General features: G+C 32.0%; 13 protein-coding genes and 2 pseudogenes. 1 reads left to right on the top strand and 14 read right to left on the bottom strand.

The window, feature by feature from the left end:
* Positions 1-471: 471 nt before the first annotated feature.
* Both RWQ74_RS03510 and RWQ74_RS03505 read right to left on the bottom strand, forming a co-directional pair.
* On the bottom strand, positions 472-1809 hold the full coding sequence (locus RWQ74_RS03510) for a DUF438 domain-containing protein (RefSeq protein WP_314396836.1): 1338 nt from the start codon (positions 1807-1809) through the stop codon (positions 472-474).
* Positions 1809-2042 carry a DUF1858 domain-containing protein gene (locus RWQ74_RS03505; RefSeq protein ID WP_003144696.1) on the bottom strand — a complete coding sequence of 78 codons (234 nt, stop codon included), beginning with the start codon at positions 2040-2042 and terminating at the stop codon, positions 1809-1811. Before RWQ74_RS03505 ends, RWQ74_RS03510 begins: the two co-directional genes overlap by 1 nt.
* A 617-nt stretch (positions 2043-2659) precedes the next feature.
* Here RWQ74_RS03505 and RWQ74_RS03500 point away from each other — a divergent pair.
* The gene (locus tag RWQ74_RS03500) at positions 2660-3589 is read left to right on the top strand and encodes an Abi family protein (RefSeq protein ID WP_314396835.1); all 930 of its coding nucleotides are present in this window, start codon (positions 2660-2662) and stop codon (positions 3587-3589) included.
* A 335-nt stretch (positions 3590-3924) separates the two neighbouring features.
* On the opposite strand, the gene pyrE is transcribed toward RWQ74_RS03500, so the two are convergent.
* The 12 genes and pseudogenes from pyrE to RWQ74_RS03440 form a co-directional block, all read right to left on the bottom strand.
* Positions 3925-4539 (bottom strand): orotate phosphoribosyltransferase, encoded by a 615-nt coding sequence (pyrE, locus tag RWQ74_RS03495; RefSeq protein WP_314396833.1) that lies wholly within the window; start codon positions 4537-4539, stop codon positions 3925-3927.
* Positions 4540-4573: 34 nt separating this feature from the next.
* Positions 4574-5272 (bottom strand): orotidine-5'-phosphate decarboxylase, encoded by a 699-nt coding sequence (gene pyrF, locus RWQ74_RS03490; protein ID WP_314396831.1) that lies wholly within the window; start codon positions 5270-5272, stop codon positions 4574-4576.
* A 14-nt stretch (positions 5273-5286) separates the two neighbouring features.
* Entirely contained in the window at positions 5287-6201 is a 915-nt protein-coding gene (locus tag RWQ74_RS03485; RefSeq protein WP_314083963.1) for a dihydroorotate dehydrogenase, read from the bottom strand.
* Between the two features lie 9 nt (positions 6202-6210).
* Positions 6211-6975, bottom strand: coding sequence for a dihydroorotate dehydrogenase electron transfer subunit (locus RWQ74_RS03480; RefSeq protein ID WP_314396829.1), 765 nt, complete (start codon positions 6973-6975; stop codon positions 6211-6213).
* A 109-nt stretch (positions 6976-7084) separates the two neighbouring features.
* Positions 7085-7441, bottom strand: a complete 357-nt coding sequence (locus RWQ74_RS03475) for an Imm51 family immunity protein (RefSeq protein WP_314396827.1) — start codon at positions 7439-7441, stop codon at positions 7085-7087.
* Between the two features lie 10 nt (positions 7442-7451).
* The gene (gene carB, locus RWQ74_RS03470; RefSeq protein ID WP_314396826.1) at positions 7452-10628 is read right to left on the bottom strand and encodes a carbamoyl-phosphate synthase large subunit; all 3177 of its coding nucleotides are present in this window, start codon (positions 10626-10628) and stop codon (positions 7452-7454) included.
* Between the two features lie 51 nt (positions 10629-10679).
* On the bottom strand, positions 10680-11768 hold the full coding sequence (gene carA / locus RWQ74_RS03465; RefSeq protein WP_314083969.1) for a glutamine-hydrolyzing carbamoyl-phosphate synthase small subunit: 1089 nt from the start codon (positions 11766-11768) through the stop codon (positions 10680-10682).
* Positions 11769-11799: 31 nt separating this feature from the next.
* Positions 11800-13080: a dihydroorotase gene (locus tag RWQ74_RS03460; protein ID WP_314396824.1), complete on the bottom strand. Its 1281-nt coding sequence runs from the start codon at positions 13078-13080 to the stop codon at positions 11800-11802.
* A gap of 13 nt (positions 13081-13093) precedes the next feature.
* Entirely contained in the window at positions 13094-13975 is an 882-nt protein-coding gene (locus tag RWQ74_RS03455; protein ID WP_314396822.1) for an aspartate carbamoyltransferase catalytic subunit, read from the bottom strand.
* Between the two features lie 194 nt (positions 13976-14169).
* Entirely contained in the window at positions 14170-14694 is a 525-nt protein-coding gene (gene pyrR / locus RWQ74_RS03450; protein ID WP_204641508.1) for a bifunctional pyr operon transcriptional regulator/uracil phosphoribosyltransferase PyrR, read from the bottom strand.
* Between the two features lie 428 nt (positions 14695-15122).
* Positions 15123-15373, bottom strand: a pseudogene (locus RWQ74_RS03445) (sigma-70 family RNA polymerase sigma factor); the annotation flags it as partial.
* 309 nt (positions 15374-15682) lie between these two features.
* Positions 15683-15911: pseudogene (locus RWQ74_RS03440) on the bottom strand (GntR family transcriptional regulator); the annotation flags it as partial.

Raw genomic sequence — 15911 nt, 5'->3', positions numbered from 1 at the left:
GGACGAATAGTGTCTATCTATAATTTTTTTAAAAATAATTTGATATTGACATTTACCTTTGATATTTATCTAATATATTAGATAAATCAATTACATTGAACTACTTATCTTAGTTTCTTTAAGATTTATTCTTATTTTAAATACCATAAGTATATATTTAGTTTCCATAGAATAATTGTTTTTCTTTTCAGTTATTCTATTATAAGATTTTTCATTATAATATAACTCAAATCTCGCTAAAAAGAAAACAATAAAGTTAAAACGAAAAAATAGTGAAAAATCTAGGTTGCTTAATATAGCGTAGCTTCCTCCCTATTTTTCTAAATCAACCGCACTTGACAAAGAGCCAAAATTTCATCCACCCTGCAGGTTTAACTTCTAATTTATTTTGAAATATTTTATATTATTTTAGGTCTGTATATAACGTTATAGATACTTTAAAAATAAGTTTTCTCTTTTTAAATTACTTTATTATTCTATTCCCCTATAATAATCACTGTCTATTTCTCTATAAGGAGCTATATCTTGAACATATTCTAATACTCCTTGAAATTCACCATTTTCATCATAAACACCTGCATAAGTGACATGAACAAACTTCCCTCTTGATTCTGATTTAAACCACATTTCATACTTGTCTTTTTTTCTTTCTCGCAAGTTCTGCATTATAGTTTTAACTTTTTCTAGATACTTAGGTGGATGACATAGTTCAACATTTCTTCCTACTTGTCCTGGCGTGCGTTTGAAAATCATCTCTTCTTCTGAACAATGATTATTATAATACTGAAAAACTTCGTCTTTATTAACAAAGGTAATTTCCATAGGCAGATAATTTAATATTAAATCAATTTGATTTAATGATAGATAACCATTTCCTATTTTCTGAGGTGTTTCCCTATTGAAAGTTTCTTTTTTAACTTCTTTCGGTTTGTAAGTAATAGTGAACTCTCCTTCAGGAGTTTGTATTACTTTCGTTAATTCCCCTTCTTTTACTTCCATTACCTCACTGTCATCACTAGTAATTTTAGTTTCAAAATCTTCTCTGTGAGGTATCCACTCTTCTTGAGGTCGAATTATTGCATAACCGTATGTATCACTATCTTTAGCTATACTCAACCAATCATCTTGAGTAAATGTTTCTAATAATATCATAAGAAGAATCGACTCTTCTTTAAAGATCATTTCCTCAAATTCTTTAACAAAAACTTCAAACTTTTCTTTAACTACATCTATCTCTACATTTGGTAGTTTTTCCGCTTCTTCTTTTGCTAGTTTAAACAAATCTCTTATTTCATCATCAACACCCCACATAACCTTAGGTGGTGCATCATGTCCATATCTCTCCATTATAGGAAACATAAGTTCTTCTTTGCGTTTATAATGAATATCAAATTGCCCTAATAATTGCAACTGACGAAGCAATCCTTTTAAAACTGCTACTTTTGTATCACCATCATCGAGCTTAGCATAATTGTCTAAAATTCTGCGTACTCGAATAATCGCAGCTCTTAAAGCTAAATTCTCTTGTTTAAACACTTGAACTGGATGTCCTGGATGCTCACTATCTTCAACTTCTACAGTTTTTATCGCACCTTTAAACAAATTAGCATGTACATTACATAACTTCATAACATCTTCAAAAGTTACGCCAGAATCTGAATTCATAAGCTCATGCTCCATTAAAGATATTTCAATAGCAGATACTCCAGAAAAATGTTCATTGAATTCATCTTGAACAGATTCGGCAGACTCACCTTTATGAAGTCGTAATAATATATCGCGTAAAACTTCAATTCTCTTTGTAGCCATTAGTCTAGTCCTACTACTTCATATCCATTAGCTTCTAATGTAGCAATAATTGTTTCAAGTTTAATTCCTGCCAATTTCGAACCCATTCTAAGTGAAGTCTTTCTACCTACAGTATTTCTCATAATAGGATTAGCCAAAGGCTTAAACCCTAAATCTACTAAAATATCCAATACTTCTGGGTGTTTATCAACAACTTGTGCAACTGGTATACTCACATCAATAATATTATCCATTTCTCATTACCTCACTACCTTATATTATTAATATAATTATATCATAAGCCATTGATAATCGCTATCAAATTAAAGTGATAATATAAAAGGATGTATCTTAAAACTTTCCTCTAAGCTACATCTTTATTATTACTTTATATACTTTATTTCTTTTAATTTAACTTAGAGTCACACTTAAAAACTAGACACTATACTAAAAAATATAATATAATAAACATAACGAGAAAGAGTTTTAATCAGAATGAAACTGACCAAAAAGTCCTAAAATTTAACAAAGTTCATACTCATAGACGCAGTGGTTTATTGATATCTAAATTCGCTTTAGAAAAAACTTTTTAGATATCTAATGAACTGTGCGATAGCAACTCTACAAAATCTTGTTTCTCCAAAATCACGATTTTTGAATCACTCCCATGCTATTCTATATCAAAGTGTGTCAAGAAAATATGGAAACTGTTTTTAAATTATCAATAAAAATATCTTGAAAATATTAACAAAAAATGCTAAAATGTAAATAAGGTATAGCACTAGAATGTACTGCGGACTTCTAGTAGCGTAAGCACGGTTTACATTTATTTGTAAGCCGTGTTTTATTTTATATGAAAGAGGTGAGAAATATGGGAAAACCTTTTAGAACAATAGATCAACAAATTGACTTATTAGAAAAAAGAAATTTAAAATTTAAAGATAAAGAAAAAGCAAGAGAAATATTATTAAAAAATAATTATTATAATCTTATTAATAATTACAGTAAATTTATGATAAATAGTTTTAATACCTATGAAGATAATACTTATTTTGAAAATATCCTTATGGTACAAAATCTAGATAGAGAACTAAAGAAAATATTATTTGAATATCTTACTGAAATAGAAAGTATATTTAAGGCTATGTTAATTTATGAATATTGTAACAAGTATCAAGAAGAATATGCATTTTTAAATGTAAGGAACTATGATAAGAAAAACTTATCTTCTGCATTCAGTGTAATTAGTACATACACAAATATAATTAATTTTTACAGTAATGATAAAAAAGCTAATGCTATCAAACACTATATAAATAACCACAATGATGTTCCTTTATGGGTATTATCTAGCTTTTTAACTTTAGGACAAAGTATATATTTTTATAATACATTAACTCCAACATTGAAATATACAATAGTGAGAAATCATATAAATAAAAACTTATCTTCTAAGGATAAAATTATTAGATTAGATGTAGCTGTATTTTCTTCTATACTTGAAAACATTAGACAACTTAGAAATGTAGTAGCTCATAACAATAGATTAATTAATTTCAAATGTAAAAATAACATAAAATATATTAATGAATTACATAATCAAGACAAAAGAGAATCTAGACAAACAGTATATAGTACAATTTTAACTTTTAAATGTTTTTTTAACATTATCGAATACACTAACTTAAAAGATCGATTAGTTTTACTGATAGAAAAATTTTATAACAGTATGGACAATAAAAATCATGCTACTAAGGTATTGAATTCATTAGGGTTCCCCAGTGAATTATATTTAAAATAGAAAAACACTAAGAAGATAATTAGAAGTACTTAAAATTATATAAAATACTTGGATAAATAGTTGTTGTACTAAAAAATATAGTAACATTAAATTACACAAACATTACTATATCAATGTTTCATATTCTCTCTTGAAATCACAAGTTGTTTAAATCTCTTTAAAAAATTCTAATTTTTGATGGAAATAAATTATATTAACCTTCTTATATTTCTAAATCAATCGTACTTGACAAATAGCCAATATAAAAAGATGTATCCTAAAACTTTCTTCTAAGCTACATCTTTATTATTACTTTATTTCTTTGAAACTAATCTCAATTCGATTAAGAACTTTTCTTACAAATTATTTCTCCACTCAAGAAGTTTTTCTACATCTTCTTGTTTGATATAATCACTTGCTACCGCTTCTTCGATTAAGTAGTTGTAGTTAGTTAAAGTGTAGTACTCTACTTTATCTGCTGCAAAGGCATCTTGTGCTTTCTTAAGTTCATAACTAAATATTGCCACTACTCCTAAGACTACTGCACCAGCTTCTTCTAAAGCTTTGGCTACTTTTAATGAAGATAACCCAGTTGAGATTAAATCTTCAATAATAACAACTTTTTGTCCTTCTAGTAATCTTCCTTCGATTTGATTTGTTTTTCCGTGTTTTTTAGCTGAGTCCCTAACGTAAATCATAGGTAAATCCAGTACTTCACTTACCCATGCAGCGTGAGGAATACCTGCTGTTGCAGTACCAGCTACTACTTCTACTTCTGGGAATTTAGCTTTAATTACTTCACTCATACCTGTAGCTATTTCACGACGAATCGCTGGATAAGACATTGTAATTCTGTTGTCACAGTAAATTGGTGATTTAATTCCAGATGTCCAAGTGAAATAATCATTTGGTCTTAATGCTACTGCTTCAATATCTAATAAGTGTTTTGCTATTTTTCTTTCTAATGCCATGTTCTTCTCCTTTATGTTAGCTGTATATCTAATATTATTTTATGAATTGATTTTTAATTAAGTTATAAACTTCAAGTGGATTTTCTGATTTAGTTATAGAACGACCAACCACGATATGTGTACTTCCTTCTTCGTTAGCAACAGCTGGAGTTGCTACACGTTTTTGATCTCCTACTTCATCTGTTTCTAATCTTATTCCTGGAGTTACTTTTAAGAAGTCATCTCCACAGTTTTCTCTAATTAATCTTGCTTCCCAAACTGATGAAACTACTCCATCAAGTCCTGCTTTTTTAGCTAGTTTAGCATAATTAATTACGCTCTCTTCTAAAGATACAGCAATTAGTTGCTCGTCTTTCATCGCTTCTTCTGATGTAGAAGTTAATTGTGTTATTGCTATTACATTAGTATCTACACTACCGCCTTCAACCATTCCTCGTTTTGCTGCTTTAAGCATTTCATAACCTCCTGCAGCATGTACTGTAAGAATATCAACTTTGAATTTTGCTAATCCTTTTGTCGCACCATAAACTGTATTAGGAATATCATGTAGTTTAAGATCTAAGAATATCTTATGTCCTAATTCTTTAATTTTTTCAATAACAACAGGTCCATTTTGCAGGTATAATTCCATCCCCACTTTTACAAATAATTTTTCTTCACCAAATTTTTCTAAAAAATTTAAAGTGTCTTCCAAAGTAGGAAAATCTAACGCTATTATTACATCTTTATTCATAATATTTCTCCTTTTTATTTATATGCACGACCACGAAGTTCTAGTATATGTTCTACACCTAGTTCATCAAGCGCCGCTTCTAACTTATCGATAATTTTTGGGCAAGCATATGGATCTGCAAAATTTGCTGTACCTACCGCTACCGCACTTGCTCCAGCTGAGATAAAGTCAATCACATCCCACTCATCCATTATACCTCCCATACCTATAATAGGAATGTTAACAGCTTGGCTCACCTGATAAACCATTCTTATAGCTACAGGTTTCACCGCTGGTCCTGATAATCCACCTGTTACGTTCGCAATTATTGGTTTTCCTGTCTTTTTATCTAATCTTACACCTACTAAGGTATTTATCATTGTAATACCATCAGCTCCTCCTTCTTCGACAGCTTTTGCCATCGCTACGATATCGGTAACGTTAGGTGAAAGTTTCACATAAACAGGTACACTAGATACCTCTTTTACTTTTTTAGTTAAGTTTTTTGCTGTTTCAGGATCTGTTCCGAACTGAATTCCTCCATGCTTAACATTAGGACAAGATATATTTAACTCTAATGCATGAACATTCGGTGCTTTACTTATGTGCTCCGCTACATAGACATAATCATCTATTTCACATCCTGCCACATTAGCAATAATAGGAACATCATATTTTTCTAATTCTTTTAATTTAGTTTCTAATATCTCATGAACCCCAGGATTTTGTAGACCTATTGCATTTAACATCCCACTGGAAGTCTCCGCTACACGTGGTGTAGGATTCCCAAAACGTGGTTCTTTAGTCGCTGCCTTAATCATGATTGCTCCAAGTCTGCTTAAATCATAAAAGTTAGCATATTCTAAACCAAATGCAAAGCATCCTGATGCAGGCATTACAGGATTTTTTAAATCTAATCCTGGTAGTTTCACTCGTAATCTTTCGCTCATAAATTCCTCCTATAATGCTATTTCTTTTGAATCATAAACAGGGCCATCGTAACATACTCGAGATATAGAACCATCAATTTTCTCACAAACACATGCGTAGCATGCACCTACTCCACAAGCCATTCTTTCTTCTAAAGAAATATACCCCATCTTTTCTTCATCCATCTTAGTTAATGCTTTTAACATTGCAAATGGACCACAACTATAATACTTATCATAGTCAACTTCATAATTTTTTATAACATCAGTAACAAAACCTTTTTCTCCATAACTTCCATCAGCTGTAGCAACATAAGTTGTACCAAGCTCTGCAAATTTTTCTTCATAAAATACATCTTTCACATTATTAAAACCTAAAATATGTACTGTGTTTACCCCCTGTTTTCTAAATTGCTTAGCCAGTTCATATAACGGTGGAACTCCAATCCCTCCACCTACTAGCAATGCAGTTTGTCCTTCTTCTAGCGTATAAACATCATATCCTTTTCCTAATGGTCCTAATACATCCACTAAATTACCTGTTTCTAATTCAGATATTTTCTTAGTACCTGCTCCATCTGCTCTATAAATCATCACAAATGTATTTTTTTCTTTATTAATTTCACAAATTGAAATAGGTCTTCTTAATAAAAACTCATAACTATTGCTAACTTTAATATTTACGAATTGTCCTGGTGTATTCATTTCTTCAACTACGTCACCTTGTAATTCAATTCTAAATATTTTATCTGCAATTTGTTCATTACTAACTACTGTTGCTAAATAAGTATCCATCTACACACTCCTTCTCATGAAAAAGGAGAAGATAACTTTACATATTGATTTTATAAAATCAAATCTATCAAGTTAACTTTCTCCCCTTTTCATTAAATTTTTATAGCTATTAATCCCACTCTATATTAGCAGCTTCTACTTTTATAACTTCATATAATTTCTCTTCATTTTCTACTAAGTCTCTTATTATTTCTTTGAACTTTTCTGCTTTAATTTCATTTTCTGGTGAATAATCGCAGTAAGCTGTAAACATCCCTGCTTCTGAATCAAAATTTATCCCCTCTAATATTTCTGGATAATTTTTCTCAAGATAATAATTGAAAAATGCCCCCCAGTTATACCCATTCATATAAGCATCTTCACAAAGTTCATTCATTCTTTCACCAATATTAAATGGTTTATTATGTTCAATATTAAAAGTGATAATAATTTTATTGCCATATTTCAAGATTTCTACATAATCCATACTTTTACTCCTATAGTGGTAATATATCAAATGAAATTGATTCTAGTACTTTTAGTAGCGCATCTGCTGTATCTAATGATGTTAAACATACAACCTCTTGCTCACTCGCTACACGGCGAATCTTGAATCCGTCTTTTGTTACATCTTTATCTTTTGAAGTAGTATTTACTACTACATCCACATCTCCATTATATATAGCATCAAGTACACTGTAATCACTTTGGTTAATTTTTCCTACTGGAGTAACTCTTAATCCGTGTTCATCTAGGTACTTAGCTGTTCCTTCTGTAGCTAATAAGTTGTATCCTAAGTCGAAGAATCGTTTTGCTATATTTAATGCTTCTTCTTTATCATCGTCACTAATTGTGAATAAGATATTTCCTTGATCACTTACCTTGATTCCTGCTGCAAGTAGTCCTTTGTATAGTGATTTTTCTAGAGTTCTATCACTTCCCATTACTTCTCCAGTTGATTTCATCTCAGGCCCAAGAGTAGTATCAACATCTTTTAGTTTTTGGAAACTAAATACCGGTACTTTAGTGTAAACATTCTGTGCTTCTGGTAATAATCCAGTTTCATATCCTTTAGATTTTAGAGTTTCTCCAATGATAGCTCCAGCAGCAAGTTTTGCCATTGGTACTCCTGTTATTTTACTTAAGAATGGTACAGTTCTTGAGCTTCGTGGGTTAACTTCTAGTACGAATACTTCCCCTTTACTGATTACATATTGAATATTTAATAATCCAACGATGTTTAATCCTTTTGCTAATTTAATTGTATATTCTATTAACTTAGCTTTTTCATCTTCTGTCAGTGTTTGAGGTGGATATACTGCTATAGAGTCTCCTGAGTGAACCCCTGCTCTTTCGATGTGTTCCATAATACCTGGAATAATTACTGTTTCTCCATCACTAATAGCATCTACTTCTATCTCACGACCTACTAAATATCTGTCAGTTAATACTGGGTGTTCTGGTGTAAGTTTTACAGCTGTCTTCATATAACGACGTAATTCAGCTTCTTCATAAACTATTTCCATAGCTCGTCCACCTAGTACGTATGAAGGTCTTACTAATACAGGGTATCCAATTTCTTCTGCATTTTTAACTGCTGTTTCTACATCGAATGCAGTTTTCCCAAGTGGTTGTGGAATGTCTAGTTTATGTAATAATTCTTCAAATTTATCTCTATCTTCTGCATTATCGATTTCTTCTAAAGCTGTACCTAGAATTTTCACGCCATGTTTTTCTAATTTAGCTGCTAGGTTAATCGCTGTTTGTCCACCGAATTGCACTACAACTCCTAGTGGATTTTCGTGATTAATTATCGCCATCACATCTTCTTCAGTTAATGGCTCGAAGTACAGTTTATCAGAGATTGTAAAGTCTGTAGAAACTGTTTCTGGGTTGTTATTAACAATGATTGCCTCATAACCTGCATCTTTAATCGCCATTACCGCATGAACTGTAGCATAGTCGAACTCTACACCTTGTCCGATTCGGATAGGACCAGATCCCAGTACAACAATTTTTTTCTTATCGCTAACGATTGATTCTTCCTCTTGTTCATAACTTGAGTAGAAGTATGGTGTTTCTGAAACGAACTCAGCTGCACATGTATCAACCATTTTGAATACTGGTGTTATTTTATTTTCTTGACGAAGGTTGTAGATATCATCTTCTGTCATTCCCCATCTGTGAGCAATTACCTTATCAGAGAATCCGTATTTCTTAGCATATTCTAGTAAATCTACATTTCCAACATTGTCTTTTAACTCATGTTCGATATCAATGATATTTTGCATTTTCTCTAGGAAGAACATGTCAATTTTTGTAATATCGTGAATATCTTTTGTGCTTTGTCCGCGTCTTAAAGCTTCTCCAATAAAGAATAATCTTTCGTCTCCAGCTTGTTTAATCTTGTCAATAATTTCTTCTAATGTGAAATCATCTCCGTTAGGTAATCCTAGGTGGTGCACTCCATATTCTAATGAACGAATAGCTTTTAGTAAACTTTCTTCATAAGTTCTACCCATCGCCATTACTTCACCAGTAGCTTTCATTTGTGTTCCTAATTTTCTATCCGCATTTTCAAATTTATCAAATGGGAAACGTGGAATTTTACTTACTACATAGTCAAGCGTTGGTTCGAAACAAGCATATGAGTTTTGTGTAACTGGGTTTATAATTTCATCAAGAGTTAATCCTACAGCAATTTTCGCTGCGATTTTCGCAATTGGATATCCTGTTGCTTTTGAAGCTAAGGCTGATGAACGTGATACCCTTGGATTAACTTCGATAATATAGTATTTGAATGAATTTGGATCAAGTGCAAGTTGCACGTTACATCCTCCTTCAATTTTTAAAGCTCTAATAATTTTTAATGATACATTACGTAACATGTGGTATTCTCTATCTGTTAATGTTTGAGAAGGTGCTACTACTACTGAGTCTCCTGTGTGAATCCCTACAGGATCAATATTTTCCATGTTACAAACAACAATCGCTGTATCGTTAGAGTCACGCATTACTTCGTATTCAATTTCTTTAAATCCTGCGATAGATTTTTCTAGTAAACATTGAGTAACTGGTGAATAGTGTAATCCACTACTTACGATTTCTTCTAAATCTTTCTCATCGTAACAGATACCACCACCTGTTCCTCCCATAGTGAAGGCAGGACGAACGATTACTGGATAACCTATTTCAGCAACGAAATCCCTAGCTTCGTCTAAATTTGTAATAATTGCTGATTCTGGAACTGGTTCATTTAGTTCATTCATTAGGTTACGGAATAATTCTCTATCCTCTGCTTGTTCGATTGAACTTAATTTCGTTCCTAGTAATTCAACTCCGTATTTATCTAAGATCCCACTTTTGTGAAGTTCAACCGCAAGGTTTAACCCCACTTGTCCTCCTAATGTTGGAAGTAATGCATCAGGTCTTTCTTTTCTGATAATTTTACTTACAAACTCAAGAGTTAAAGGTTCCATATAAACTTTATCTGCAATTTCTTTATCTGTCATTATTGTCGCTGGGTTAGAGTTAACTAAGATAACTTCATACCCTTCTTCTCTTAAAGACAGACACGCTTGAGTCCCAGCATAGTCAAACTCTGCTGCTTGACCTATTGTAATTGGTCCAGATCCTATTACTAGTATTGTTTTTATATCATTACGTTTTGGCATTTTTATTCTCCTTAATTTTGCATTGATACTTGATAGTTTTCAGGTTAATTCCTATTTATTTTCTTTGAATTCTCTCATATTATCTATAAATTGATCGAATAAGTAGTTAGGATCGTGTGGTCCTGGTGATGCTTCTGGGTGATATTGTACTGAAAATACTGGGTATTTTTTATGACGTACCCCTTCACATGTTTTATCATTTACAGATAGGTGTGTAAGCTCTAAGTCTGTATCTTTTAATGATTCGATATCAACACTGAAACCATGGTTTTGCGAAGTAATATCAACTTTACCAGTGATTAAGTTTTTAACTGGGTGGTTAGCTCCACGGTGACCAAATTTCAATTTATATGTTTTTGCTCCACATGCTAATGAAATAAGTTGGTGTCCCATACAAATTCCAAAAACTGGAATTTTTGGCATAACTTCTTTAAGCATCTCGATTGTTTCTGGTACATCTTCTGGATCTCCAGGTCCATTACTTAACATAATTCCATCTGGATTAAGTCTGAAAATTTCCGCAGCAGTTACATTGTGAGGTACAACAACGATGTCACAATTACGTTCATTAAGTTCTCTTAGTATTCCTGATTTCATACCGAAGTCTACTAGTACTACTCTATATCCATTTCCTGAAGATAAGAATGCTTTTTGCGTTGAAACTTGTTCAATTTGGTTCGTTGGTAAGTCAGTTTTTCTAAGATTTTCTAATTGTTCTTCTGGATCCATGCAAAGGTCAGTAATTATTCCTTTGATTGTACCGTGTTCTCTTATTTTTCTTGTTAAACTACGTGTATCGATTCCTGAAATCCCTGGAATGTTAAGTTCTTTTAGCACTTCATCTAAACTGTATTCTGTTCTAAAGTTAGAAGGTTTTTTACAAACTTCCCTAACAATAAGTCCTTTAATACTTGGATTAATTGTTTCAAAATCATCTCTATTAATTCCATAGTTTCCGATTAATGGATAAGTGAATGTTACTATTTGTCCATTGTATGATGGATCAGAAAGTGTTTCTTGATAACCCGTCATACCTGTGTTAAATACTACCTCTCCTGCTAGTGCTTTGTTAGCACCGAATCCATATCCTTTATATACTGTTCCATCTTCTAAAATTAGTTGTCTATCGTAACTGTACATCTTTGTTCTCTCTTTCTAAGTTTTTTATTTTTTAAACTTCAAATACTTCGCTATCTTTGTATGCAACTTGACCTTCACATAGTGTTAGTACTGGAATTCCATAAATTTCTTCTCCAACATAAGGTGTGTTTCTACCTTTTGATAAGAATTTTTCCGGATCAATTTTAAGTGATTTTTCTAAGTCGATTACTACTAAATCTGCAAAACCACCTTCTTCTAAACGTCCATATGGTAGGTCGAAAGTATCTGCAACTTTTTCAGTCATTAGTTTAACTAGTAAGTCTAGTGAGAATACTCCAGTTTTTACAAATTTCGTATAAAGTTGACTGAATGCTGTCTCACTTCCAACAATTCCAAATGCAGCTTTTCTCATAGATAAGTCTTTTTCATGAGTAGCATGTGGCGCGTGGTCTGTTGCTATTACATCGATTGTTCCATCTAATAGACCCGCGATAAGAGCATTTCTATCTTCACGTGCTCTTAAAGGTGGATTCATTTTCCACATTCCGTTATCTTCTGGAATATCCATTTCATCACTAATTAGGTGGTGAGGACATACTTCACAAGTAACTTTAATTCCTGCTGCCTTCGCTTCTCTTACTACCCTAACTGATTCTTTAGTAGATACGTGACAAACATGGTAGTGACATCCTGCTGCTTCAGCTAAAAGAACATCACGTGCAATCTGAACACTTTCACATACTGAAGGAATTCCTGGTAAATCTAATTCACGACTTCTACGTCCACAGTGCATACATCCACCGCGGATTAATGAGTTATCTTCACAGTGAGCTACGATTGCTTTATTTAATTTAGCAGCAACCATCATAGATTCATACATCATGTTAGCATCTTGTACTCCTCTACCATCATCACTAAAGGCAAACACATGTTCGGCTAATTCTTCGAAATCAGCGTATTCTTTCCCTTCTTCCCCTTTTGTAATAGCTCCGAAAGGAATCGCTCTGATTACTGAATCACGTTCGATAATGTCTAATTGTAATTTTAAATTCTCATAACAGTCTGGTACCGGATTTAAGTTCGGCATTGGCATTGCTGTAGTGAATCCACCACGTGCTGCTGCTCTTGAAGCATGATAAATGTTTTCTTTGTATTCAAATCCTGGTTCTCTCCAGTGTACGTGAACATCTATAAATCCTGGTGAAACAAATTTTCCTTCTAAGTCTAGTACCTTAACTCCACTTTCTTCGATGTTCTCAGAGATTTTTACGATTTTCTTATCTTCAACCAAAATATCTCTTTCTACTAATACACCATTTTCTAAAATTTTACCGTTTTTTAAAAGTAACATATGCTTCTCCTCTTTATAAATTATTATCTTTAATTATTTTTTCTATCATAGCTTGTCTCATGAATATTCCGTTTTTCATCTGTTCAAAAATTACCGATTTAGGTGCTTCAACTAGTTCCGAAGCTATTTCCATATCTCTATTAACAGGTGCTGGATGCATCACTATTGCTGATTCTTTTAATCTTTCATAGCGTTCTTTAGTTAATCCAAAGTTATTATGATATTCATCTTTACTTAGTCCCATTTTAGAATCATGTCTTTCATGTTGAACTCTCAGTAGCATACAAACATCAACTTCTCCAACTACTTTATCGAAGTCTACTACTTCTCCAAGCGTCTCGTCTTTGAAAATATCTGGACAAACAAATCTTACTCTTGCTCCTAATCTTGTAAGCATGTTGTAATTACTTCTTGCCACACGAGAATTTTTAATATCCCCTGCGATGATTACATTAAGATTTTCGAACGTTCCAAACTTCTCGTACATCGTCATTAAGTCAAGTAAACATTGACTTGGATGTTCTCCACTTCCATCTCCTCCGCTTAAAATCGGAATATTCAAGTTAGTCAGTTCATTGTAGTAAGCATCTTGCCCATGTCTAATAACCAACATGTTACAACCTAACATTTCTAATGTTTTACAAGTATCGTATAAAGTTTCCCCTTTATTTACTGATGATGTTGCAGCCTCGAAGTTTATAACATTTAATCTATGTTTGTGCTCAGCCACCTCAAAACTATGTTTCGTTCTAGTTGAGTTTTCAAAGAATAAGTTTGCTATATATAAGTCTTCTCTTGGCTCTACTTGTTTACCATTTTTCAACTCTAAAGCTCTTTCTATCAGCTGATAAACTTCTTCATTTGTTAAATCCGACATTTTTACTATATTTCTCATAGTGCTTCCTCCATTTTGTATAAAAAAATACCTTGTATCCATTTGGCTACAAGGTATGACTGTTCATCAACTATTAAATTCAAGTTTTTATCTGGGCATAGTTATACTCAAATATAGCTATCCTCAAATAAAGTATAAACTTTAAATTCAATCCCTTGTTAGCCTCTCTGGACTACCTTAAAAAGATTTTATATTTAAATTAATAATATTTCTTCAACATCATCTACTTCATTTAAATGAACTTGTACATTTTCTTTTCTTGAAGTAGGAATATTTTTTCCAATATGATCTGCTCTAATTGGCAGCTCTCTATGTCCTCTGTCTACAAGAATCGCAAGGCGAATTGCTTTTGGACGACTAGCATCCATAATAGCATCTATCGCTGCTCTAACGGTTCTTCCTGTATAAAGAACATCATCTACAATAATTACAACTTTGTTTGTCAAATCAAGTTTAAAACGTGGAACTTTTATTTCAGGTTCTTCACTTATTTTTTCTAGATCATCTCGATAGAATTTTATATCAAGTGTTTCTACTGGAATATTAGTATTTTCAATTTCTTTGATTTTTTGTTTCAATCTTTTGGCGATATGAATCCCTCTAGTTTGAATGCCTACTAAAACTATATCATCTAATTTGTTTTGTTCGATAATTTCATTAGCAATTCTAGTAATCATTCTAGAAATCATTGTTTCGTCGAAAAGAATTCGTTTTTTCATACTTCACCTCAAAAAAATAGCCTACTCTATTGAGCAGGACAGCATAAATAAACTTGGTTTTCCAATTAATAAATCTTTGCTGACCTCTCTGGATCACATTAAAGATGTGTTATTCAAATTATCAATATTATATACCATAATAAGAAATTTGTCAAATGTATGATGGATTATTGGAGCTGTGTGAATGATGTATTAATTTCCAAAGTAAATTCCAGTTCAAATAAAAAACTGGAATTTAAGTTGAAACTATTTTTTTAACTAGAACTTAAGTTGAGACTAAGTAATCATGAAAAGATATTTGTCTAACTTTATTACATTATTTTAAATTCTCTTTATAATGTTAAAAGAGCTCCAGTTTTTAAAAATCTTAATTCTATCTTTATACTTCGTAAAATTAGTTTTATACTAAGAGATGATGTGGTTTCCGGTGATATAGCATTTCTGACGGTCTCAATCATCATCTGTGTTTCCACAATCTTTTCGACATCAACACTTTCATCAATGATATTATCTGCAAAATGCCCATCCTGATCCAAGGACGGAAAAAAGAGCAAGTGGTTTTTCCTGTCCACCTGCTCTAAATACTTTCATGTTCTCTTTTCCACCAGTAGGCTTTGTATATATCCTCACTGACTTTGACTTTTTGTCCGCCTACATATAGATAATATTCTTTTTTCATTTTGAAGTACTCCGTTTCTTTTGACCGACTGTTTTTCAGGCAAAAAAAGAAGGACTTCTACACTTAGGCATACGAAGTCCTCTAAAACGGAAGAATAAGAATACTTCTTTATCTACACTTGCGTATTTCAGCTTGCATCTGAAACAATAACCTACTATAGAGATTATATAAAAGAGGAATATTTTGTTTCTTTGGTATTTCTAACATTAGATGTTTAGATTCTTCCATATTCGTTTCCTCCATTTTATCAATAATCTAAATAGTCAGTATCTTTATCTTCTTCACACATAATTGATTTTTATTCATTTTTTAAGTTTCTATTCTATCAAATAGTTTGATAATCTCAGAATCCAAAAATCCTAGGGCATATAGTTTTTCAAACAATATTTTTGTTAGCCTGTTAAAATTCTGATTTCTTAACTCAATTATTTTCTTCCCACTTTCAATAACAAAAAATTCTTTACTTCCAAGACTAACAATCACCCCCTGTTTCTCAAGAACTTTTAATGCTTTTTGGACGGTTGCAGGATTACATTCT

It is taken from the genome of uncultured Gemella sp., from assembly GCF_963525165.1.
Taxonomy (GTDB): Bacteria; Bacillota; Bacilli; order Staphylococcales; family Gemellaceae; genus Gemella.
The sequence above is the reverse complement of the archived record's forward strand: the minus strand, read 5'-3'. Positions and strand labels throughout refer to the sequence as shown.